Origin of the sequence: Lactobacillus amylovorus DSM 20531 (assembly GCF_002706375.1) — a bacterium.
In the GTDB taxonomy this organism is placed as follows: domain Bacteria; phylum Bacillota; class Bacilli; order Lactobacillales; family Lactobacillaceae; genus Lactobacillus; species Lactobacillus amylovorus.
The window spans coordinates 1,934,334-1,957,170 of the sequence record NZ_CP017706.1 but is presented as its reverse complement, the minus strand read 5'-3'; the positions used below and the strand labels follow the sequence as shown (position 1 = coordinate 1,957,170).

At 37.6% G+C, this 22,837-nt stretch carries 20 protein-coding genes and 1 riboswitch; of the genes, 4 read left to right on the top strand and 16 right to left on the bottom strand.

The window, feature by feature from the left end; genetic code table 11:
- Positions 1–13: 13 nt before the first annotated feature.
- The 8 genes from LA20531_RS10025 to lysA all read right to left on the bottom strand — a co-directional run bounded on the left by LA20531_RS10025 (position 14) and on the right by lysA (position 8,362).
- Entirely contained in the window at positions 14–1,072 is a 1,059-nt protein-coding gene (locus LA20531_RS10025) for a serine hydrolase domain-containing protein (protein ID WP_375711698.1), read from the bottom strand.
- A gap of 129 nt (positions 1,073–1,201) precedes the next feature.
- A complete protein-coding gene (locus tag LA20531_RS10020) occupies positions 1,202–2,260 on the bottom strand; it encodes an aspartate-semialdehyde dehydrogenase (protein WP_013641764.1) in 1,059 nt (352 codons plus the stop codon).
- Positions 2,260–3,435 (bottom strand): aminotransferase class I/II-fold pyridoxal phosphate-dependent enzyme, encoded by a 1,176-nt coding sequence (locus LA20531_RS10015; protein WP_056940325.1) that lies wholly within the window; start codon positions 3,433–3,435, stop codon positions 2,260–2,262. The genes LA20531_RS10020 and LA20531_RS10015 overlap by 1 nt, the downstream gene beginning before the upstream one ends.
- Before the next feature lie 12 nt (positions 3,436–3,447).
- On the bottom strand, positions 3,448–4,227 hold the full coding sequence (gene dapB, locus LA20531_RS10010; RefSeq protein WP_013437675.1) for a 4-hydroxy-tetrahydrodipicolinate reductase: 780 nt from the start codon (positions 4,225–4,227) through the stop codon (positions 3,448–3,450).
- The gene (gene dapA / locus LA20531_RS10005) at positions 4,220–5,155 is read right to left on the bottom strand and encodes a 4-hydroxy-tetrahydrodipicolinate synthase (protein ID WP_056940324.1); all 936 of its coding nucleotides are present in this window, start codon (positions 5,153–5,155) and stop codon (positions 4,220–4,222) included. Before dapA ends, dapB begins: the two co-directional genes overlap by 8 nt.
- 1 nt (position 5,156) lies before the next feature.
- On the bottom strand, positions 5,157–6,311 hold the full coding sequence (locus LA20531_RS10000; protein WP_056940323.1) for an N-acetyldiaminopimelate deacetylase: 1,155 nt from the start codon (positions 6,309–6,311) through the stop codon (positions 5,157–5,159).
- 1 nt (position 6,312) lies between these two features.
- Complete coding sequence (gene dapD / locus LA20531_RS09995) at positions 6,313–7,023, bottom strand: 2,3,4,5-tetrahydropyridine-2,6-dicarboxylate N-acetyltransferase (protein ID WP_013641760.1); 711 nt, start codon at positions 7,021–7,023, stop codon at positions 6,313–6,315.
- Between the two features lie 28 nt (positions 7,024–7,051).
- A complete protein-coding gene (gene lysA, locus LA20531_RS09990) occupies positions 7,052–8,362 on the bottom strand; it encodes a diaminopimelate decarboxylase (RefSeq protein WP_056940322.1) in 1,311 nt (436 codons plus the stop codon).
- A 91-nt stretch (positions 8,363–8,453) separates the two neighbouring features.
- A riboswitch (Lysine riboswitch) is annotated at positions 8,454–8,624 on the bottom strand.
- 218 nt (positions 8,625–8,842) lie between these two features.
- Here lysA and LA20531_RS09985 point away from each other — a divergent pair.
- Together LA20531_RS09985 and dapF are read left to right on the top strand one after the other, a co-directional pair.
- On the top strand, positions 8,843–10,198 hold the full coding sequence (locus LA20531_RS09985) for an aspartate kinase (protein ID WP_056940321.1): 1,356 nt from the start codon (positions 8,843–8,845) through the stop codon (positions 10,196–10,198).
- Between the two features lie 11 nt (positions 10,199–10,209).
- A complete protein-coding gene (gene dapF / locus LA20531_RS09980) occupies positions 10,210–11,214 on the top strand; it encodes a diaminopimelate epimerase (protein ID WP_056940320.1) in 1,005 nt (334 codons plus the stop codon).
- Between the two features lie 40 nt (positions 11,215–11,254).
- On the opposite strand, the gene yjeM is transcribed toward dapF, so the two are convergent.
- The 8 genes from yjeM to rpsO form a co-directional block, all read right to left on the bottom strand.
- The gene (gene yjeM / locus LA20531_RS09975) at positions 11,255–12,766 is read right to left on the bottom strand and encodes a glutamate/gamma-aminobutyrate family transporter YjeM (RefSeq protein ID WP_056940319.1); all 1,512 of its coding nucleotides are present in this window, start codon (positions 12,764–12,766) and stop codon (positions 11,255–11,257) included.
- A 119-nt stretch (positions 12,767–12,885) separates the two neighbouring features.
- Positions 12,886–13,476, bottom strand: a complete 591-nt coding sequence (gene yihA, locus LA20531_RS09970) for a ribosome biogenesis GTP-binding protein YihA/YsxC (protein ID WP_056940318.1) — start codon at positions 13,474–13,476, stop codon at positions 12,886–12,888.
- Entirely contained in the window at positions 13,466–14,737 is a 1,272-nt protein-coding gene (gene clpX / locus LA20531_RS09965; RefSeq protein WP_056940317.1) for an ATP-dependent Clp protease ATP-binding subunit ClpX, read from the bottom strand. Before clpX ends, yihA begins: the two co-directional genes overlap by 11 nt.
- A gap of 130 nt (positions 14,738–14,867) precedes the next feature.
- Entirely contained in the window at positions 14,868–16,199 is a 1,332-nt protein-coding gene (gene tig, locus LA20531_RS09960) for a trigger factor (protein ID WP_056940316.1), read from the bottom strand.
- 148 nt (positions 16,200–16,347) lie between these two features.
- Positions 16,348–17,538 carry an elongation factor Tu gene (gene tuf, locus LA20531_RS09955; protein ID WP_014565740.1) on the bottom strand — a complete coding sequence of 397 codons (1,191 nt, stop codon included), beginning with the start codon at positions 17,536–17,538 and terminating at the stop codon, positions 16,348–16,350.
- A gap of 188 nt (positions 17,539–17,726) precedes the next feature.
- The gene (locus LA20531_RS09950; RefSeq protein ID WP_056940315.1) at positions 17,727–18,560 is read right to left on the bottom strand and encodes a tetratricopeptide repeat protein; all 834 of its coding nucleotides are present in this window, start codon (positions 18,558–18,560) and stop codon (positions 17,727–17,729) included.
- 5 nt (positions 18,561–18,565) lie between these two features.
- Positions 18,566–20,371 carry a ribonuclease J gene (locus tag LA20531_RS09945; RefSeq protein ID WP_056940314.1) on the bottom strand — a complete coding sequence of 602 codons (1,806 nt, stop codon included), beginning with the start codon at positions 20,369–20,371 and terminating at the stop codon, positions 18,566–18,568.
- 142 nt (positions 20,372–20,513) lie between these two features.
- On the bottom strand, positions 20,514–20,783 hold the full coding sequence (gene rpsO / locus LA20531_RS09940; protein WP_013437661.1) for a 30S ribosomal protein S15: 270 nt from the start codon (positions 20,781–20,783) through the stop codon (positions 20,514–20,516).
- Positions 20,784–20,982: 199 nt separating this feature from the next.
- Here rpsO and rpsT point away from each other — a divergent pair, with 199 nt between their 5' ends.
- Positions 20,983–21,240: a 30S ribosomal protein S20 gene (gene rpsT, locus LA20531_RS09935; RefSeq protein WP_013437660.1), complete on the top strand. Its 258-nt coding sequence runs from the start codon at positions 20,983–20,985 to the stop codon at positions 21,238–21,240.
- 219 nt (positions 21,241–21,459) lie between these two features.
- Entirely contained in the window at positions 21,460–22,830 is a 1,371-nt protein-coding gene (locus LA20531_RS09930; protein ID WP_099202292.1) for an IS4 family transposase, read from the top strand.
- Positions 22,831–22,837 lie beyond the last annotated feature (7 nt).

Genomic DNA, 22,837 nt, shown 5'->3' with positions numbered 1-22,837 from the left:
AGCTTTTTGAGTGCTATCTTTTAATAAAAGTACCAGACTTGATGTGCTTTAAAATACCATAGCCAACACTCTTAATATGATTCTTGCTGCCATATGGTTGATTCAAGAACATCACAATCCCGTTCTTATTGTCCTTGGTCAATTGCATCCAGTTAACAAAGTGCGTATCGCCAAAGTTACCATATGCCAATTTTAAGGTGCCACCCTTCTTAAGATAAAAACCACCTGAATAGGTATTTACCTTAGAGTCTAAATGTGCCATGTAACTAAATTGGTTAGCTGATAAGATCTTGCCGTTATACATCCCTTGTTGAATCTTGTAATAATTGCCTGCAGTAGAGAACATATTGCCAGCACCAGGAAGCTGAGACACTACATTGGCATTTGCGTAGGCTGCACTACGATAGTTTTTACCATTGCGATACAAATATGAAATGGCATCAGTCTTTGAACGTGGAATGCTCTTATAAATATAAGTATGGCATAAGTGCAATGGCTTAATGATTCTGCTCTTTAGGTTAGCCGCATATGATTTACCAGTAACCTTACGAATAATTCCCGCTAATAAAACATAATTAGCATTATTATAGTTAAAACTATTTAATCCAGTATTACCTGACAAATTTGCTCTGGCAACGGTCCAATTAATTGCGCCATTTTCAGAGAATCTGACGCCGTAACTTGATTCTGTACCACTCACATTAATGCCTGAAGTATGGGTCATTAATTGACCTACTGTAATCTTAGAAGAATTTTTTAATAATGGATACCAACGAGAAATCTTGGTGTTCTGTGAAAACTTACCTTTATAAATAAGTTGTGTAATCATGGCCGCTGTAACCATTTTTTGTAGTGAGCCAACTGGATAAACCAACTTGCTGCTGCCATTTTTTAGATGACGCTTATAATAGCCGTATCCCATATTAACAGTCTGACGATGATCATTTTTTACGATGACGATTGAACCACGTAAATGATTTTTCTTCATTGTTTTCTGGGCATAGCTACGCAATTGCTTATTACTATAAGCCGCCTTTATCGATTGTGTATTAAATAAACCGCAAAAGACAATGACTAATGCGGTTAAAAATAACCAGAATTGTTTCTTATGTTTCAAAATAAAGTACCCTCTTTGTCTTAAATCCTGGACTATTTTACCACAAAGAAAAAAAGCACCTAAGTGCTTTTTTCATATTTTCAATTAAATCAAGTTCATCTTAACCAAGTATTCCGCATTTTCAACGGTATTCCAAGCAGCACCCTTAAGCAGGTTATCTGCTACGACCCACATGTTAAATGCGCCTTTGTTTTCATAATCTGGACGAATACGACCTACAAAAGTCTCGCGCTTGCCTTCTGCGTTAATTGGTTGTGGGTAAATTTGATGCTTAATATCATCTTGTAAAACCACACCTGGGAAGTTTGCGACAGCATCCATGATATCTTGCGCAGTAGCACTTTCATCTTCAACAGTGAAGTAAACACTTTCGCCGTGGGCAATTGGTACAGGAACTCTAACACAAGTGGCGGTTACCTTGATGTCCTTAGCATTCATATCGCCTAACATAATTTTCTTAGTTTCGTGAATCATCTTCCACTCTTCATGTGAATAGCCACTGTCTTCTAAGACATCGATTTGTGGCAATAAGTTAAATGCCAATGGATAATGCTTCTTGTCACCCTTAGTTGGTAAAATTTGGGCGTCTTTTTGCATATCCTTGCCATCTAAGTAATCTTGCGCTTCCTTCTTTAATTCATTAATGGCAGCTTGACCAGCACCAGAAGCAGCTTGATAAGTTGAAACAATAATTTGCTTTAAACCAAATTTTCTTCTGATTGGTTCAAGAGCCATCACCATTTGAATTGTAGAACAGTTTGGATTGGCAATAATGCCATGATGAGTCTTCAATGCCTCAGGGTTAACTTCTGGCACAACTAATGGCACGTCTTCTTCCATTCTGAAGGCACTAGTATTGTCGACACAAACTGCACCTCTTTTAACAGCTTCTGGTAAAAACTTCTTAGAAACGGAGCCACCTGCTGAAGATAAAACTAAATCGATACCATCAAAAGAATCAGGCGTAGTTTCTTCAACGGTTAAATCTTGATTTCTAAATTTTAAAACAGTACCTGCTGAACGACTAGAAGCTAATAACTTGACGCTTTTTACTGGAATGGTTGACTTAGCTAATTGATCAATCATTCTTCTACCAACAGCACCAGTAGCACCTAAAATTGCAACATTATATTCCTTAACCATTATTCGTCCTCTTGTAAAAATTTCTTCATTCGCTTCATTGCTTCATGCAAGTTTTCATCACTTGATGCATAAGATAATCTGACATAACCTTCACCACCAGGGCCAAATGCGCTGCCTGGAGTGATGCCTACCTTTTCTTTAAAAGCTAGATCCAACGCAAATTGCATATCATCTTGACCATATTTAGCGGGAATTTTAGCAAAGATGTAGAAAGCACCATCAGGTTTAACTGCTTGCATCCCCATCTCGGCTAATTTCTTTAAAACATAATCGCGTCGTTTTTGATAAACCACACGATATTGTTCTGGATCATCTAACCCATGCCCAAGTGCTTCAATTGCGGCAGCTTGTGATGAATCTGTCGTAGTCGTGACCATAAGGCCATGAACTTTACCAATTTCTGCCATAATTTTTGCAGGTCCGGCAACATAGCCTAAACGATAACCAGTCATCGCATGTGATTTAGATAAACCAGAGATATAAATTGCTCTTTCTGGAATTAAGCTGGCAATTGAAAAGTGTTTTACACCGTAAGTCAAAGTACTGTAAATTTCATCTGTAATAACATACAAATGATTTTCTTCAATTACCTTAGCTAAAGCTCTGATTTCATCTTCGCTATATTCAACTCCAGTTGGGTTGGTTGGATAATTCAAAATCACAGCCTTAATTGTCGGATTTTCTTTAATCGTTTCCTTTAATTTTTGTGGCGTTAACTTAAAACCACCCTTTGCCGTATTCATCAAAATATAATCGGCATCAGCCAGCGTAGCTACAGGCCAATACAATGAGAAAACCGGCGTAGGAATAGCAATCTTATCACCTGGATTGGTAATCGCATATAAAGTAGCATTAATCGCTTCCGTTGCTCCAACTGTTACTACAATTTCTGTTTCTGGATCATAATCAATGCCAGTTGCTTTTTTCAAATATTTACTGATGGCTTTTCTTAATTCAAGCTTTCCTTTTTGTGGAGCATAGTGAGAATCGTTATCTGCAATACTCTTGATTGCTGCCTGTTTGACATGCTCTGGAGTATTCATATCCGGTTCACCTAAGGTCAACTTGATAATGCCAGGAATAGTTGAAACTTTATTGTCGAAGATTCTAATTCCTGAAGCTTTTACGTTAGCAATCTTTTTGCTTAATCCTAAATCATTAGCTAATTCTGGCATAGGTTTCTCCTTTTATAAAATGTTTTCTAGTCCAACTACCAACTCATCGAGTTGATCAACTTTTTCTAAGGCTACTTTAACGCCGCCCATAAAACTTTCACGGTCAAAAGAATCTTGTCTGATAGTCAAGGCTTCACCAGGTCCACCAAACAAAACTTGTTCATGTGCAATATAGCCCGGCAAACGAACTGAGTGAATCTTAATCCCTTGATAATCTCCACCACGGACATTTTCTAAAGTTTCTACTTCATCTGGGGCCGTTTCATGTTCCGGTCTATTTTCCGCAATCATCTTGGCAGTAGCTAAAGCAGTTCCTGATGGAGCATCTTTTTTATCTGCATGGTGCATTTCAATAATTTCAGCATCAGGGAAATATTTAGCCGCTTCTTTAGCAAATTTCATTAAAAGTACGGCTGACATGCCGAAGTTTGGTGCAATCAAGCCACCTACTTTTTCTTTTTGCGAAATTTTAATTAATTCTGCTTCTTGCTCATCGCTCATTCCAGTTGTACCAACTACTGGAGAAATATGATGCTCTAAAGCAAATTTAACATTGTCATATACGGCTTTAGGCGTAGTAAAATCAATCCAAATATCTGCTGCTAGATCAGGAATTTCAGCTAAACTTTGATAAATTTTAGCCCCTGCTGGTAAATTGTATTTTTGCGGATCGTTTGTAGCTGTGGGTGACATCCCCGCAACTAATTCAAAGTTATCTAAGCTATTCACCAAATTGACGGCTTTTTGTCCCATCGCACCAGTAAAACCAGCAACTAATACTTTTTTAGTCATCTTCTAGTTCCTTTCCTAAATCAAGTGGTAACTTTTGCATTAAAGCATTATCAGCTAAGCCTAAATGCTTTGCCAAACTCGTTTTTTCATCATCATTTAAACTTACTAGTGGCAAGCGGCAGCCACCCATATCAAAGCCTTGAGCACTAAGTACAGCCTTAACTGGTGCAGGTGATGGATACATAAATAATGCTTGCATCTTTGGTGTTAACCAACGCTGAATTTTTGCGGCCTTTGGATAATTTCCTTCATATAAGGAGTTGTACATTTGACGCATTTCCTTAGTATAAATGTGACTTGCAACTGAAATAACGCCGTTAGCACCTAGAAGACGTGCGGTTAAAGCCTGAGTATCTTCTCCTGTAAAGACTTGGAAATCATCATCTTTATGATCAATGATGTATTCTAATTCTTCCAAAGAGGCACATTGTTTGATTCCTTTAATATTTTTCAAATGCGACAATTGAATGATGGTCTCTTTTTCCATCTTGACGCCAGTTCTGCCTGGAATGTTGTAAATAATGATTGGCATTTGCGTCTTGTCATTAACAGCAGTAAAGTGAGCAATCATGCTACGTTGGTTGGGTTTATTGTAAGGTGGCACAACCACTAAGGCATAATCAATGCCATCGATTTTTGCCACTTCATTAGTAAATTTAATCGTTTCTTCCGTGTTATTGCTTCCTGTACCAGCAATAACAGGTACACGGCCATTAACAATTTGACCAAAATGTTTGTACAAAAATATTTTTTCATCATGACTAAGAGTAGGAGTTTCTCCAGTTGTTCCTCCCACAACAAAGCCATTACATCCCAAATTGATTAAACGATTGACTAATTTTTCTAAAACGTCAAAGTCAATTTCATTATTTTCATCAAAGGGCGTTGCAATCGCCGTTAATAAATCAGAATCAATTAATGTAGCCATCTTATTTCTCCATTCTACTAATTAAAAATCCCTTAATTGCATCAACGCCGCGCTGAATGCTCTTTTCATCCGGATTAAGCGTAGCTGAATGAAGCTCCGAATCAGGATCACCCACGCCTAGCCAAAACATCGTTCCTGGAAACTTGGCAAGCAAGAAGCCGAAGTCTTCTCCAGTCATTTTGGGTTCGGTCTCAATGTAATTAACATCCTTATTTTCTTTTATATAAGAAATAAAGTTTTGCGTTAATTTTGGATCATTTTCAACAGGCCAGTAGCCTCCTTGATTTAAGTTTAATTTAACTTGCATATTGTAGCTACGAGCAATTCCTTCACATAGGTCGCGCAGTCTTTGATCAATTTTTAAGATCATTTCTTGCGTTAAGCCCCGCAGGGTTCCTTCAATTCTCGTGTGACCAGCAATCACATTTCTAATTGTACCTGCTTCAACTTTACCTAACGTAATTACGCCACTTTGAATTGGATCAATACTGCGTGAAATAATCGTTTGGATCTGCATAATCAAACTAGCTGCCGCAACAACTGTGTCATTAGCGTTTTGAGGGAAGGCAGCGTGACCGCCTTTACCAAAAAGATCGATGTTGATCTCGGTAGTTCCTGCAAACAAAGTACCCATTCGGCAGCCAATGCTCCCAGCTGGCAGGGCTGGATTATCGTGTAAGCCATAAAATTCATCGGGTTTAAATTTCCCTTGGAAAATACCCTTTTCATAGGCCTGCTTGCCACCACTTTCACTTTCTTCAGCCGGTTGGAAGAAAAACAGCAGGTTATCTTTTGGTTGCTGTTCACTAAAGTAGCTCAGCAGCCCTATTGCTACACTCATATGAATATCATGACCACAGGCATGCATTATGCCAGGAGTTTTTGAAGAAAATGGCAAACCTGTTTTTTCAGTAACTGGCAAAGCATCGATATCTGTTCGATAACCAATTGTTCGTTTAGGATCCTTGCCTTTGACTAAAACCAATAACGCTGTTGGTAAGCTTTCCGGTGTTTTGATCGTTAAATAATCTTGTTTAAAATTTTGAATTACTTCCAATAAATATGCATGAGTTTCTTTTTCCTGTAAGGCAAGTTCAGGAATTTCATGCAAATGTCTTCTTATTTTAATTAATTCATCTTCAGTTAAAACTGCCATGTTAAATCTTTCTTAGATCATCCTCAAGACCAGTCTTACTCTCGGTCTTTTCGTCAACTTTCTTAATCACTCTAGCAGGAACACCAGCTACCATCGTATGTGGAGCAACATCCTTAGTAACCACAGCACCAGCCGCAATTACGGCACCTTCACCGACATGAACTCCTTCGATTACTACGGCATTGGCTCCCATAACTACATTATCTTCAATTACAACTGGTTTAGCTGAAGCAGGTTCGATGACACCAGCCAAAACACTACCAGCTCCAATATGACAATGTTTACCAACAATGGCACGACCACCTAAGACGGTACCCATATCGATCATCGTATCATCACCGATTTCTGCACCGATGTTAATAATGGCCCCCATCATAATTACGGCATTTTTACCAATTGCTACTCGATCACGAATGATTGCACCCGGTTCAATTCGAGCATCAAACTTCTTTAAATCAACTAATGGAACAGCTGAATTTCTAGCTTCATTTTCGATGTGATAATCAGTAATCAGGGCTTTATTTTCCTTTAAAAATGGTTCAACGTCTTTCCAGTCGCCAAAAATCACACCAAAATCTTTTTCGGTAAAGTTCTCAATTTCTTCAGGGAAATCAAGTTGATCAATCTCGCCTTTAATAAAAACTTTTACCGGCGTCTTCTTTGGTGCATTGCCAATGTATTCAATAATGCTTTTTGCGTCTAATTCTGACATGCTTTTACCTTCCTATTATTTATTTTTATTAATCTTCATATGATTGATCTAAGTGGACTAAGTCTTCTAAGCTTTCTCTTTTGATAACTAGTTTTGCCTTGCAATTTTCGACAAAGACAACTGCTGGACGAGGATTACGATTATAGTTTGAAGCCATTGAATAACCATATGCTCCAGTATCAAGCATGGCCAACAATGAACCTGATTTGGTAGCTGGAAGTGCTTGATCCTCTGCTAAAATATCGCCACTCTCACAATATTTACCAGCAATTCTGACATGCTCAGTAAGTGGAGCTTTCGGATCTGTGGCCAAAACTGTTTCGTATTTTGCACCATATAATGCTGGACGAATGTTGTCTCCCATTCCGCCATCAACAGTGACATATGGACGATAACCTGGAACTACCTTGCGACTGCCTGTCGTGTACAAGTTATAGCCAGCAGGGCCAACTATTGAACGACCTGGTTCAATATCAATTTCTGGTACTGGAAATGCAGCTTCCTTAGCTTCTTTTTTGATCGTTTCAACGATTGCTTGAACGAATTCTTCAGGTTTTAATGGATTATCTTCAGCGGTATATTTAATGCCAAATCCGCCGCCCACATTGATCACCTTGGCTGTATAGCCGTATTGGCTACGCCAATTTTCAGCTACTTCCATCAATTTTTTAGCAGCCATCTCAAAGCCATTTAATTCAAAAATTTGTGATCCAATATGAGCATGAATACCAACCATATTCATTCTGGAATTAGCTAAAACCTGTTCTAGAGCCAAATCGGCTTGGCCTGATTCAAGATCAAAGCCGAACTTGCTATCCACCTGACCAGTTTGATCGTATTCATGCGTATGAGCTGAGATGCCTGGTGTGATTCTCAACATCACGTTAATTTTGGCATCTTGTTCACGAAGCACTTTGTCCAATAATTTAATCTCATGGAAGTTATCAATAATAATTTTGCCTACATGATTTTTAACGGCCATTTCAATTTCAAACAATGATTTATTGTTGCCATGAAAACTAATTCGTTTTGTAGGGAAATTAGCCTTTAATGCAGTATAAAGTTCTCCTGCTGAAACGACATCAGTATATGCTCCCTCTTCATTAGCTACTTGATACATCGCAATACAAGCAAAAGCTTTGCTGGCGTAACTAACTGCGTAAGCAACTTTTTCTTTTTCAAATACCTTTTTAAAAGCTCTGATTTGATTGCGAATCTGTTCAACATCATACACTACTAGTGGCGTACCGTACTTTTGAGCTAACTCGACCGTATCGACACCACCAATAGTTAAATGTCCTTTTTCATTGATCTGATTTGCTAAAATTTGAGGATTCATGTTTCTGCTCCATTCTTATTTTGCCGAAACGCTAATCAAAAAATCCATTGTCTGCGCCAAACAAACAATGGATTAGTTTTTGCTTAATCTAATGGTCGATAGCGCTCCGCGATTAATTCGCGACAGTTCGCAACCTCTTCGATTGCGACCCAGCTTAATTCTTTGGCTTGAATAAGCTTCGGCAACTTTCCCTTTCACAATTAATCTTCATTGTGCCTAACTCATAATTGCTACTCTTGTCAGCTGCACCTCTATGATTTAAGTGTAGTCTACAGTTTTATGAAATTTCAGTCAACAGTTTTATTATAAAAATTTAATTTAATTTATATTTACATTATTATTCACGTTATTTTTGCACTTGATATTATCGCTATTTAGTTGCATGATAAAAAAATAATGCTAAAATTCAACTAAAAATTAGTCTAACTTTATTATTTCAAATTAATGATTTCTGAAAATCATTACTAAGGAGTTAATTTTATGAAAGTCGTAAAATTTGGAGGCAGTTCTTTAGCCAGCGGCTCTAGTGTTGAGCAAGCATTAAATATTATTTTAAGTGATCCTCAAAGACAAGTTATCGTAGTTTCCGCACCAGGAAAACGAGAAAGTGACGATATCAAAGTCACCGATCTTTTAATTAAATATGCAAACGAAGTCTTAAATAAACAAGATACAACTGAAATCGTTAAGCAAATTTTCGCTCGTTATCAAGAAATTGGACATTACTTTGGTCTAAGCGATCAAAAGTTGCAAGTAATTAAAGATATTTTAGTAGCTTTACCTGAGCAAACCTATCCTAATTCCGACTATTTAATGGCTGCATTTAAAGCACACGGTGAACGTCTTAATGCACGCTTAATCGCGCTAATTTTGCAGCATAAAAATATTAAAAGTAGATTCCTTGATCCAACTGAAGCAGGTTTGATCGTTACTGGTGAACCTAACGATGCCTTAGTTAATCCAGAAAGCTATTTGAATCTTGACCAAGTAAAAATTGCTAAGGATGAACGCATTATCTTCCCTGGTTTCTTCGGTATTACTCCATCAGGCCATATTGCCACATTTTCTCGTGGTGGTTCTGACATTACAGGAGCAATTTTAGCTCGCGGTTTTCACGCCAATTTATACGAAAACTTTACTGATGTTAACGGAATTTTCGCTGCAAATCCTAATATCGTTGACCAGCCAGAGTCAATTAAAAAGATGACCTACCGTGAAATGCGTGAATTGTCTTACGCTGGCTTCTCCGTCTTCCACGACGAGGCCTTGATTCCTGCAATTCAAGGGCAAATTCCTATCAACGTAAAAAATACACATGAACCAGAAAATCCAGGAACAATGATTGTACCTGAAAAAGACTTTGAACCTGACAACACCATTACTGGTGTAACTAGTCAAAAGCATTTCTCTGCTTTATATTTGCACAAGTATTTGCTTAACAAGGAAGCTGGTTTTACCCTGCGCATTTTGCAAATTTTATACAATCACAACGTTCCTTATGAACACATGCCATCCGGAATTGATGACATTACCATTATTTTCAACAACGACTTTTTAAATGATCAATTAATCGATCAAATTTGCAACGAAATTCAAGCAACGATCAATCCTGATCAACTCGAATGGATTGACGATTATGCTATCATCATGATTGTCGGCGAAGGGATGAAAAAAACGCATGGCGTAAGCCGTCAAATTCTAGACTCTTTAGATGAACAAGGAATTTCTCCATGCATGATCAATCAAGGTGCATCCCAAATCTCAATGATGATCGGTACCAAAAAAGAAAAAGCCGATGAAGCAGTTAAAATTATTTATCAGCAATTTTTTAATTAAGAAGGTGCAACATGGTTAAGTTATTAAAAGTACATGGCTCTCAAAATCATTTCTTTATTCTGGACCAAACCGAATTAGATAAGCCACTAACTGACGAAGAATTAAGAGACTTTACTAAAAAAATCACCAATGCTCAAACTGGTATTTTAAATGGTGCAGACGGCGTCTTAGCTATTAATAAACCCGTCCGTAAAGGCGCTTTAGCACAGATGCGGGTTATCAACGAAGACGGTAGCGAAGCTTCAATGTGTGGTAACGGTCTTAGAACTGTGGCTCGTTATTTGAGTGAAAAATACCAACAAGATCACTTCTTAGTCGATACAATGAATGCTAGCTTGCGTGTTCATAAAGAAAATGACTTTGCTAAAGACGTACCAGCTTATTCAGTTGAAATCTCGCCAGTCAGATTTAACAAAGAGGCCTTGCCCTTCACTAATTTAGGACATGACCGCATAATTGATAATTTTGTACCGGAACTTTATCCTGGTCTGCGCTTTACTTCTATTGCCGTACCTAACCCTCACCTAATTAGTTTTGTTAACCAAGAACAAATTTCTGGCCCAATTTTGGGAATCGTCGGTAAAAGATTAAATAGTGAAAATCCTTATTTCACTGATGGCGTTAATGTTAACTTTGCCCAAATTTTAGACAAAAACAAACTGTTTGTTCGTACCTATGAAAGAGGCGTTGGCTTTACCAATGCATGTGGTACCGGTATGTCGGCTACTTCATTAGCCCTTTGGTTAACTCATCCTGAAATGGTTGATACTGATTCACAAATTGATGTCTTCAACCCTGGCGGCATGGTTAAGACTAAAGTTCATTACGATAATAATGAATACTGGATTGAATTAACTGGCAATGCCACCTTTACTCACCAAATCACCATTTCTGAAAACGATTTGCATTGTAACAATTTAGAGAATGTGCAAATTTCAGAGACTAATGAGCAACAAGCCTACGAACACTTTGTAGACAGTTTGCCGAAATATAATGACATCACCACTTTAGCGTAGAAAAAAGCCTGCAAAAGCAGGCTTTTTATTTTGCTTAAATTTAATCCAAATCTTTTAGTCCATGTCTCTTTTTAGAAACGCAGTAGAAAATGTAAGCTACCAAACCAAAGAAGATTGGACCAAAAGCAGTCCAGAATGCTGTAGCATATCTGTGTTCAAGAACCGGCTGCAAAACAGTAAAGAGAATACCCGTGCAGACAATAAGCTCAACAAAGACGACCAAAGCTACAGTCCATTTATAGTTTGTAAATACTCTAAATTTACGTGGATAATCCTTTTTAAGGAAGAATGGGAATGCACCAATTAAGAAAATATATGGTGCTGTGGCTGCGACATTCCCCATATCCGTCAAAATCTGATAGAAACTGGTTGCTGCACTACCACCAAAGGAAACCACTGCGATCAGCAAACATACAAAAATTGTTTGTGCCCACATTGCATTAGCTGGAATACCATGCTTGTTTAATTTGGTAGCAGCCTTAGGCCAGAGTCTTGGGTCTGAACCCATAATAAATGATTTAACTGGTGAGTAAAGCAATACGAAGAAGGCACCCATCATGCCCATTAAACCAGATAAAGCAATAGCTCTAGTGAAGACTTTACCAATCATCAAGCTAGTATGAGGGTCAAGATTCAAAGCATGACCAACCGCTTTACCCAAGGTTCCATAAACCACGTAAGTGATATTACCGGTATTGGCTCCTGTTTCAACGATATCTTTTTGATAGTTGACTGAAAAACCAGTCATAAAGATCATCAAAACATAAGAAATAATCGTAAATAAACTACCAATAATTAAACCCTTTGGGAAGTCCTTTTCTGGATGCTTCATACTATCGATCACACCACCGACAGTCTCCATACCACCATATGCAAAGACGGCATAGACAACAAAGGAAATAATTGTGATCGGAGTTTGGAAGTCCTTGTTAGGTGAGACAATAAAGCTTTGCCAGCCATTGATTGGTTGTGCTAATTGTCCGTGGTTCATAATAATTACTATCAAACTAGAAATAATGAAGACCAAGTTCATTCCAATCATGAACCACCCACCAATTGAGGACATGAGCTTAATTCCAGTCATCCCTCTTGAAGAAAGATAAGTAGACAAAATCATGAATAAAATGGCCAAAACACCAATCAGTTGGGTGCCATGTAAGCCAAATAGATCCCAACTTTGAGTGGTATCTTTACCAAAAACAAGCGCAGAAATCGAAATCCATAGTCTAGATGCGCTTGAAACCAACCATAGTACCCAGTTAGCAAGCCAAACGAAAGTCCCAATAAAGGCCCATTTTTCGCCAATTGAGCCTGCTAACCAAGAATAAATACCCCCTTTGGCATCATGAAAAGCAGAACCATATTCCGCCATCATTAATCCAGCCGGGAAAAAGAAACAAATTCCGGCCAAAATAAACCAAATAATTCCGGCATATGTCATTTGCCGGTACGAAACAGAGACATTACCAAAACCATAAACCGTCGTAATGATCATCAAAACCAGGCTCATAGTGGTTATTGTCTTTTTCGTCTGTGTATTTTCATCATCCAAAACAATAAAACCTCTACTTTCTGTTTACCTCCTTATTTTATCATTGATCTTTTTAACCGCATTCATTCTAATATTTGTCTCATGATACAAAAAAAGCATTGCTCTTTTGAGCAACGCTTTTATTGATTGATCTTGTCTTCAATCCAATCCCCTAATTCAGCTACATGTAATTTGGTGAATGAACTAAAAGTTAAGACTGTTACGTGATCATAATTAAGATCTAAGTTCTTTTTCAAACCTGACATCACTTTATTGGTTTGGCTCTTCTTGATTTTGTCCATTTTCGTGCAGACAACTAGAATTGGGATATTTAGATATTGGGCATATTCATACATCGCAATATCATCCTTAGTCGGTTCATGACGACTATCGATCAAGATGATCAACCCTTTTAGATTAGGTCTTGTCTCCAAATAGTCTTGGATCATTTCGCCAAATTCTTGTCGTCTTTTTTGGGAAACTTTAGCATAGCCATATCCTGGAACATCCACTAAGTAAAATTCATCATTTACTAGATAGAAGTTAAGAGTTTGGGTCTTACCAGGCTGTGAAGACGTTCTAGCCAAGTTTTTACGCTTAAGCAGGGTATTAATCAAGCTAGATTTTCCTACGTTTGAGCGGCCCGCTAACGCGATCTCAGGCAAATCGTCCTTAGGATATTGGCTTTCCTTTACAGCGCTAACTGCATAACTGCTGCTTTTAATTATCATTGGCACTTACCTGAGAACTTTCGACGTCGTCTGAATTTTTACGAACAACGCGTGGTTTAGCATGTTTAGTTATTACGTCTTTTGTAACTTCAACTGATTCGATGTCTTCTTCACTTGGAGTTTCATACATGATATCCATGATTGAGTTTTCAATAATTGTTCTCAAACCACGAGCACCCATATTTCTTTGAATAGCCAAATCAGCAATTGACTTTAAAGCACCATCAGTAAACTTAAGGTCAACGCCATCAAGTGAAAGAAGCTTCTTATATTGCTTTACCAAGGCGTTCTTTGGTTCAGTCAATACTCTTACTAAGTCTTCACTGTTAAGCTTGTCCAAAGTAGTAATGATAGGAATTCTACCGATAAATTCTGGAATCATACCAAACTTAACCAAATCAGCTGTAGTCAAATGGCGAGTCCAATCATCAGCATCTACCTTGTCAGCTTCGTTTTCAGCACCAAAGCCGATTGTCTTCTTGCCAAGACGATTCTTTACGATTTGTTCAATTCCGTCAAAGGCACCACCAACAATAAACAGAATATTAGTAGTATCCATCTTAATCATTTCTTGTTGTGGGTGCTTACGACCACCCTGTGGTGGAACAGATGCGATAGTACCTTCCAAAATCTTCAAAAGAGATTGTTGTACACCTTCACCTGATACATCACGAGTGATTGAAACATTTTCTGACTTCTTAGAAATCTTATCAATTTCGTCGATATAAATGATACCGCGTTGAGCACGTTCAATATCGTAATCTGCGTTTTGAAGCAATTTTAGCAAGATGTTTTCTACGTCTTCACCAACATAACCCGCTTCAGTTAAAGTAGTTGCATCGGCAATTGCAAAAGGCACATTCAAAATTCGTGCAAGAGTTTGTGCCAAATAAGTTTTACCTGAACCGGTAGGTCCAATCATTGCAATGTTAGACTTTTGTAATTCAGTTGATGAATCGACATCCATTTGACTGATTCGCTTGTAGTGATTATATACAGCAACTGACAACACTTTTTTAGCACGATCTTGACCAATTACATATTGATCAAGTTGCTTCTTAATTTCAACTGGTTTAGGTAATTCACGAGCTGTCTTAAGAGAATCTGCTCGTAATTCATCGTCAATAATTTTTTTAGCCAAGTCAACACATTCGTTACAAATATAAACGCCGTTGCCAGCAATCATTTTCTTGACTTGGTCTTGAGTTTTACCACAAAAAGCGCATTTAATCTCTTCTTGTTCTGTAAACTGATTTGCCATTAACTTTTCCTCCTATATCTACCAAAAATTAGATTATCATACTTTAACTAAGATTGATAAATATTAGGCTTAAAAATCAAAAAAAGCGGCCTAAAGCCGCCTTTTTTTGAGGAATCAGCAATAAATTTTATTATTTGTCTTCCTTATTATCATCTAAGTCTTTTGCTTCAAGCTTTGCCTTAGCAACTTGCTTAGCATTATCAGTAATAAGATCCATAGCCTTACGTACAGTGATGTCGTGACTTAACATATCATCAGTTAAGGTGTTACGTACAGTCTTTTCATCCATGTTGTATTCAGAAGAAAGGTCCTTGATTTCCTTATCAATTTCGTCCTTAGTTGCCTTAAGGTCTTCTGCATCAACAATAGCTTCAAGAACTAAGTTAGTCTTAACTCTTTCAGCAGCGTTCTTAGCAAATTGTGAACGTAATTGTTGTTCGTTGGTGTTAGTCAACTTGTAGTAAGTTTGAGGATCGATACCTTGACGTTGCATGTTGCCCAAGTATTGGTTCAATTGAGTATCAACATCTTCTTGGATCATTGCGTCAGGAATTTCATCAACAGTAGCGTTCTTTACAGCACCTTCGATAGCAGCTTCTTGGATTGCGTCCTTAGCAGCTTCTTCCTTTTGTGCCTTCAAGTCCTTCTTGATCTTGTCCTTTAATTCGTCAAGAGTATCTACAGAGTCATCAACGTCCTTAGCAAATTCGTCGTCTAACTTAGGAAGTTGCTTTGACTTAACTTCGTGGATCTTAGTTGCGAAGTGAGCTTCCTTACCTGCTAAGTCCTTTGCGCCGTAATCCTTAGGGAAGGTTACAACAACATCAACGTCGTCGCCTGCTTCGTGACCAATAAGTTGATCTTCAAAGCCTGGGATAAATGCACCTGAACCTAATTCAAGTGAGTAGTTTTCAGCTGAGCCGCCTTCAAATTCCTTACCATCAATAGTACCCTTGTAGTCGATAGTTACAGTATCGCCTTTTTCTGACTTACCCTTCTTAAGAACAAGTTCAGCGTTTTGTTCACGACGCTTGTCAAGTTCAACATCAACGTCCTTTTGGTAAACACGAGTGTTTTGCTTAGGAACTTCAATACCCTTGTAGTCGCCTAACTTAACTTCTGGTTCTACAGTAACAGTAGCCTTCATAGTCCAGTCCTTACCCTTGTCCATTGATACAGGAGTAATTTGTGGTTGACCAACTGCAGCAATACCTGCTTCCTTAACAGCAGCAGAATATGCATTTGGTAATACGATGTTTAAAGCATCTTCATATAATGCTTCTTCACCGTAGTATTGATCAAAAATCACACGAGAAACGTGGCCCTTTCTAAAGCCAGGAACACGCAAGTTTTTCTTTACTCTTCTAAATGCTTGGTCTAAACCTAATTTAATTTCATCTTGTGAAATATCAAAAGTAAGTTCACCGGTTGTCTTACCGGTTTTTTCCCATTTTACAGACATTAATAAAATACCTCCAATGTCAAGTTTGAGTTTGCTTCTTGCATACTAAGTTATCTTACCTTAAACTAGCACAAAAAACAAATATCTAAAAGAAAAAAAGATGCGCTCCAGTGAAGAAGTGCATCTTTTTTTACTATATCGTTAGAAATTAGTCAAGGATTTCAGTAACCTGACCGGCACCAACGGTACGACCACCTTCACGGATGGTGAACTTAGTACCCTTTTCGATAGCAGCTGGCTTAATTAAGGTAACAGTGAATTCAGTGTTATCACCAGGCATAACCATTTCAGTACCTTCTGGCAACTCGATTTCACCAGTAATATCAGTGGTGTGGAAGTAGAATTGTGGACGGTAGTCTGAGAAGAATGGGGTGTGACGACCACCTTCGTCCTTCTTCAAAACATAAACTTGACCCTTAAACTTCTTGTGGGTTTGGATTGAGCCTGGAGCAGCCAATACTTGACCACGAACAACTTGGTCACGGTCGATACCACGAAGCAATACACCAACGTTATCGCCGGCTTCACCTAAGTCCAAAGTCTTGTGGAACATTTCCAAACCAGTAACAACTGACTTAAGAACCTTGTCTACCAAACCAACGATTTCAACTTCGTCACCGATCTTAACAGTACCACGGTCGATACGACCTGAAGCAACAGTACCACGACCAGTGATAGTGAATACGTCTTCAACTGGCATTAAGAATGGCTTGTCAGTTTGACGTTCTGGAGTTGGGATGTATTCATCAACGATGTCCATCAACTTCAAGATTTGTTCTTGAGCTTCCTTGTCGCCTTGCAAAGCCTTCAAAGCTGAGCCACGAACAACTGGAATATCGTCACCAGGGTAATCGTATTCAGTTAACAAGTCACGAACTTCCATTTCAACTAAGTCGATCAATTCTGGGTCGTCAACCAAATCGCACTTGTTCAAGAATACTACGATGTAGTTAACACCAACTTGACGAGCAAGCAAAATGTGTTCACGAGTTTGTGGCATAGGACCATCAGTTGCAGCAACAACTAAGATAGCACCATCCATTTGTGCAGCACCGGTAATCATGTTCTTGATGTAGTCGGCGTGGCCCGGAGCGTCCATGTGAGCGTAGTGACGATTTTCAGTTTCGTATTCTACGTGGGCGGTGTTAATAGTGATACCACGTTCCTTTTCTTCTGGTGCAGCATCGATTTGTGAGTAATCTTCAGCCTTAGCCAAACCTTTTTCAGCTAAAACAGTAGTAATAGCCGCAGTTAAAGTGGTCTTACCGTGGTCAACGTGACCGATAGTACCAATGTTTACGTGTGGCTTAGTTCTAACGTAATGTTCTTTTTCTGCCATTAAAATGACCCTCCTGTAAATTTGCAAGAAGTCCGTTGAGATAAGTTAACGGATAATTCTCTGTTGAATATTGTACTACTTTCTTCGGCAAATGCCTAGTAAAAAAGCTTAAGCTAACTTGCCTAACGAAAATATCCTTTGCTAATTATACTAAATAGTTCAAAAAAGTAAACCTTTTTTGCTTATTTTTATTTAGGTAAGTGCTGATAAATCTTATTAAACAATTTTTGGTGACTGCGGCCCTCTTTAGTTTGCAAAAAAGATACCAAATCACTAGCAAAGCTATCTGGTTCATCGACATATTTCTTCACTTTAGGATATAAACTACCAACAACCAAATTAGTTTCTCCAATCATTAATGGTAATTGACTTGGATTATGCGCAAAGTGCGAACCGACTGCAGTAATTATTTCTCGATATGCTGGTTCCTTCTCTAATAAAAGCGTCTCTGCAGGAACAAATTCTTCTAAATTATCGACAACCCAAATTTTAAATGAATCCTTTAAACCCAATCGTACTAAATCTTCACACAGTGCCAATCGTACGGCAAAATCTGGTGTTGGATCTAAAAGAACGCTTTGAGTAAAAGCCTTAAAATTGATTAAATTCAATTTATGCAAACTTTGAAAATCAGCCTGACTAACCTGCTTTTTCTGTTTAAACTTTTGCATAATCTGTCGCTGATCTTCTTCAGAAACCGGCTCTACCTTAACTGGCAAATCCAATCCCGTAATATGTTTCAGCTGCAAAGCTTCTATTAAAAAATGATTTTTTTGCAGAATTTTACAATAGGTTTGATAAACTCGCTGATCTGAAAAAAGATCAGGCTCTTCTTTAATTAAAGCGTATGCCTGATCTTCTTGTTTATTAGCGCAATATAGCTCACAAAGCTGAAGAATTACATCTAGAGAATGTTCTCCTCGCAATGCTTCTTCTAAATTCTGAATAGCAGCTTCAATATCGCCCTTGCGCTTATTTTCTTCAGCAAGCTTCAATAAGTTTTTTTGACTAATTGACGTCATAGATCTTATTTTTCCTTGCTCTTAGTATTTTCTTTCTTTTTATTATTTGTTTGACGTTTAGAGTTTGACTTCTTGGCAGTATTATTGGTCTTGTTGTCATTTTGCGTCTTTTCATTGTGTTTTTGCATAGCACGATGACGGTTTTGGTTTACTTCCATGACAACTGGCAAAATTACTGGACGACGGTTAGTTCTCTTGTATAAAAACTTCTCCAAATCGCCACGAATGTCTTGCTTTAACTCTGTCCAATCAAACTTCTTATGTTCAAAGTTATTGTTGATTGCCTTCTTGATTACTTCAATTGAGTCGTTCATCAATTGACGGTTAGCCTTGATATAAACAAATCCACGGCTAGTAACCTTAGGTTCCGCAATAATCTTTTTCTTCTTACGATCGATAGTTACAACTGCAATAAAGATACCATCGTCTGACAAAACTTCACGGTCACGCAAAACGATGTTACCAACATCACCAACGCCTGAACCGTCAATCATCGTGTCTTCGCCTGGAACTGGATCAGAAAGATAGAAACGCTTTTTCTTAAAGTCGTAGTCCAAGCAATCACCATTTTTGGTAATGTAAATATCCTTTGAATTCATGCCAGCCTTAACAGCTAAGTCACGCACGATTTCAAGCAAACGATATTCACCAATTACTGGGATCAAGAATTTTGGCTTCAAAGTATCAATCAACAATTGAATATCACGACCAGTAGCGTGACCACTGGTATGAATGTTGCGGCCAAGTTGAATGACGGTACCACCAGCCTTGTAAACCAAGTCACTGGTTTCGGCTACCATCGTTTCAACAGAGTGAGATGGTGTAGTTGCAATGAAGACTAAGTCGCCCTTATTAATAGTGATCATACTGTGACGCTTTTTAGCCATCTTTTGCAAAGAATTCAATGGTTCACCCATTCGACCAGTTTCCAAAATTACAGTCTTATTATTAGGAACAGTCTTTAAATCCTTAACACGCATCAAGAGGCCATCTGGTACGTCCAAATAGCCTAATTTCATTGAAGTTCTTACAATCTTAGCTAGGTCACGACCAGTAAGCAATACTCGCTTGCCTGTTGCCTTAGCCGCATTTAAAACTTCTTGTACACGATTCAAGTTTGAAGCCTTGGCAGCAACGATAATTCTGCCCTTAGCGTTTCTAAATACGTTAGTAACAAAATTACCAATATCTTGTTCAGAAGCATTAGGGAATGATGCTTCTGCATTAGAAGAATCACTTAAAAGTGCGAGTACGACTCTGTGTTCAATCTCTGCCAAGCGATCCATATCAGTATGATAATTCTTAGCTGCTGTTGGATCGAACTTAAAGTCACCAGTATAAACGATTTCGCCTTCTGGAGTATGTACATCAATACCAAGTGAATCTGGAATTGAGTGTGTAGTATGGAAGAAAGAGATACTTGCATTCTTAAATTCAATTTCAGTATCAGCATCTATTACATGGAACAAACTATTCTTGCGGTGCTTGTTCTCACGTTGAACTTCAATCTTGGCAAGTTCGATACTTAATTGTGAACCAAACACTGGAATATCATACTCTCTCAAGATGTAAGGCAAAGCACCAATTGAGTCAGCATGTCCGTGTGTAATAAAAATACCTGCTACTCGATCTCCATATTGTTCAAAGAAATCCATATCAGGAATTACGACATCGATACCAAATAAAGAACTATCAGGGTACTTTAATCCGGCATCAAGGACAAAAATTTCATCATTAACTTGAACGGCAAACATGTCTTTTCCCTGTTCACGCACACCGCTCAAGATCATAATCTTAAGTTGATTAGCCATTATATTTCCTTTTCTATTTAAATATTCAATTTTCTTATGGATCAATTGATCACAACGTAAAAATAATCTGTTTCAATTTTAGCATAAACAAGGAAACAAAAAAAGCCAGCCAAGTGGCTGACTTCTTCTTTTATCGTTAGAATTAACGACGAAGACCTAACTTCTTGATCAATTCACGGTAACGGTTAATGTCGTTATCTTCTAAGTAACGAAGTAAGTTACGACGGTGACCAATCTTCTTAAGCAAACCAACGTATGAGTGGTGGTCGTGCTTGTGGTTCTTCATGTGTTCAGTCAAGTTGTTGATGTCTGCAGTTAAGAGAGCAACTTGTACTTCAACAGAACCAGTGTCACCTTCGTGAGTTGCGTATTCTTTAATAATGTTGTCTTTTTCAGTCTTTGAAATTGCCATAAAAAATTTCACCTTTCATATAAATAATTGCCACTAACAACGTTTATCGTCGGCGTGAGCAAATAAACAGCGTTAATGGTTCACGAAAATTATGATACACATTATTTTTTCAAAAAGCAAGCATAAATTACCTTGCATCAAAGATGCTTCTTAAGTATAATGTATGAAGTAAATTTCTAAATCATTGGAGGTGAATTTCATGCCACAAATCAAATCAGCTATTAAACGTGTTAAGACGCAAAACGCTGCTAAAGAACGTAACGCTTCTGAATTAAGCAAGTTAAGAACTGCTGTTAAGAAATTCAAGAACGCTGTTGAAACTGATAGTAAAGAAGACGTCTCCAAGTTGCATTTAGAAGCTGTTCGCGCTTTGGACAAGGCTGCTTCAAAAGGCTTAATCCACAAGAACAAGGCTGCTCGTGACAAGAGTCGTTTAAACAAATTAGCAAACAAGTAATTAATACTTATTACTAATCAAAAAAGAGAGAAGGTCATAAATTATGATCAATGTCATTAAGTTAAGACATTGACAAATTGAATCTAATCTCTGTAGAACCGAATCATTATGATTTGGTTCTTTTTTTGCATAAAATAAAGGCGAAAAGAACCCTACCTTTTCGCCCTCTGATTAAATTATTAAACCTTCAAAACTATTGCCAGAAAGCTGGTGTTAATTATGAAAGCCCTTCATAAAAATATTTTAGATCGTCTTGATCAAATTATCAATGATACTGGAAAGCATATTCATGATTTTATCGATGATCCTCATGCCTTCACTAGGAAGCGGTCTTTAGATGCAGCTACAGTCATTAAAACTACTATTAATATGCAAGGAAAAGATTTGACCAGTGAGTTGTTTAGAGCTTTTGGCCAAAAAGCTATTAAAAATAACGATAAAGTAGTCAGTACTTCCGCTTATGTCCAACGCAAAGGTCAGCTTTCACCCGCATGTTTTAAGCATATTCTAACCGTATTTAATCAGAATTTGTTTAATATCCAGTTATTTGATCATAAATATCGTATATTTGCCATCGATGGGTCTGATTTTAATCAAATCTGGAATCCTAAATCAGAGAATATTGTTGGAAATCTCAATCATAAAGGAAAGCCATATTGCCAAATTCATGTTAATGCACTCTATGACCTGTTAAATAATACTTATCAAGACTGCATCTTTCAGCCTAAGTCAAAGATGGATGAACGTAAAGCCGCCGTTCAAATGCTTAAAAAGCTAAATTGCGGACCATATATAGTTACTATGGATCGAGGTTATACCGGCTTTAACATGATTGAAAATTGTAATCGCCTGCCTAACTGTTATTATGTCATACGTACTAAAACGGGATATGGCGCATTTAAGGAAATAGCTGAGTTGCCTAATCAAGAGTGTGATAAGGATATAGCTTGCTGGGTGACTACCTCTAATTATTATTATGAAATCCATAAAGCCACAGAAAACGTTCATCTTGTTAACCATCATTATCGTCAATATATCAAATATCGGTCTAAAAATACCAAAGATGGCAGCTGGGACTTTGGAGAGTTATGTACAATAAAATTTCGCACTTGTAAATTTAGAATTAATGATCCTAAATCAGGCAAAGAAGAATGGGAAGTTGTTCTAACCAATCTAAATAGAGCCGATTATCCCTTAAAAAGGATCAAAGAAATCTACCATTTGCGCTGGGGTATTGAAACTTCATTCAAAAAATTGAAATATGCTTTGGGAAGCGTACAGTTTCACTCCAAGCAGGATAAATTTATCGAAATGGAAATCTATGCCCACATGATTATGTTTAACGCAGTCAGTCAAATTGATGCTCAAGCATATATACCACAAAAAAACTGCAAGTATCAATATGCGCTTAATTTCAAACAGTCATGCTTTATCATCCAAGCTATGTATATAATTTCTTCTTCAACTAAAATCTTTAAAAAGATTCTTATTCAAATTGGTCATTACACAATTCCAATCAGACCAGGACGAAAAGACAAAAGAAATTTCAAACCAAAATCAGCTGTATATTATTTATATCGTGTAGCCTAATTTCTAA

Excerpts from the sequence above, each read along its gene's own strand:
- tig (WP_056940316.1), bottom strand. The coding sequence starts at position 16,199 with ATGTCTGTAAAATGGGAAAAAACCGGTAAGACAACCGGTGAACTTACT.
- yihA (WP_056940318.1), bottom strand. The coding sequence starts at position 13,476 with ATGATAATTAAAAGCAGCAGTTATGCAGTTAGCGCTGTAAAGGAAAGC.
- LA20531_RS10000 (WP_056940323.1), bottom strand. The coding sequence starts at position 6,311 with ATGGCAGTTTTAACTGAAGATGAATTAATTAAAATAAGAAGACATTTG.
- LA20531_RS09985 (WP_056940321.1), top strand. The coding sequence starts at position 8,843 with ATGAAAGTCGTAAAATTTGGAGGCAGTTCTTTAGCCAGCGGCTCTAGT.
- LA20531_RS09930 (WP_099202292.1), top strand. The coding sequence starts at position 21,460 with ATGAAAGCCCTTCATAAAAATATTTTAGATCGTCTTGATCAAATTATC.
- LA20531_RS09950 (WP_056940315.1), bottom strand. The coding sequence starts at position 18,560 with ATGACGTCAATTAGTCAAAAAAACTTATTGAAGCTTGCTGAAGAAAAT.
- dapB (WP_013437675.1), bottom strand. The coding sequence starts at position 4,227 with ATGACTAAAAAAGTATTAGTTGCTGGTTTTACTGGTGCGATGGGACAA.
- LA20531_RS10015 (WP_056940325.1), bottom strand. The coding sequence starts at position 3,435 with ATGCCAGAATTAGCTAATGATTTAGGATTAAGCAAAAAGATTGCTAAC.
- rpsO (WP_013437661.1), bottom strand. The coding sequence starts at position 20,783 with ATGGCAATTTCAAAGACTGAAAAAGACAACATTATTAAAGAATACGCA.
- lysA (WP_056940322.1), bottom strand. The coding sequence starts at position 8,362 with ATGAATCCTCAAATTTTAGCAAATCAGATCAATGAAAAAGGACATTTA.
- dapF (WP_056940320.1), top strand. The coding sequence starts at position 10,210 with ATGGTTAAGTTATTAAAAGTACATGGCTCTCAAAATCATTTCTTTATT.
- tuf (WP_014565740.1), bottom strand. The coding sequence starts at position 17,538 with ATGGCAGAAAAAGAACATTACGTTAGAACTAAGCCACACGTAAACATT.
- LA20531_RS09945 (WP_056940314.1), bottom strand. The coding sequence starts at position 20,371 with ATGGCTAATCAACTTAAGATTATGATCTTGAGCGGTGTGCGTGAACAG.
- rpsT (WP_013437660.1), top strand. The coding sequence starts at position 20,983 with ATGCCACAAATCAAATCAGCTATTAAACGTGTTAAGACGCAAAACGCT.
- dapD (WP_013641760.1), bottom strand. The coding sequence starts at position 7,023 with ATGTCAGAATTAGACGCAAAAAGCATTATTGAATACATTGGCAATGCA.
- LA20531_RS10020 (WP_013641764.1), bottom strand. The coding sequence starts at position 2,260 with ATGGTTAAGGAATATAATGTTGCAATTTTAGGTGCTACTGGTGCTGTT.
- dapA (WP_056940324.1), bottom strand. The coding sequence starts at position 5,155 with ATGGCTACATTAATTGATTCTGATTTATTAACGGCGATTGCAACGCCC.
- clpX (WP_056940317.1), bottom strand. The coding sequence starts at position 14,737 with ATGGCAAATCAGTTTACAGAACAAGAAGAGATTAAATGCGCTTTTTGT.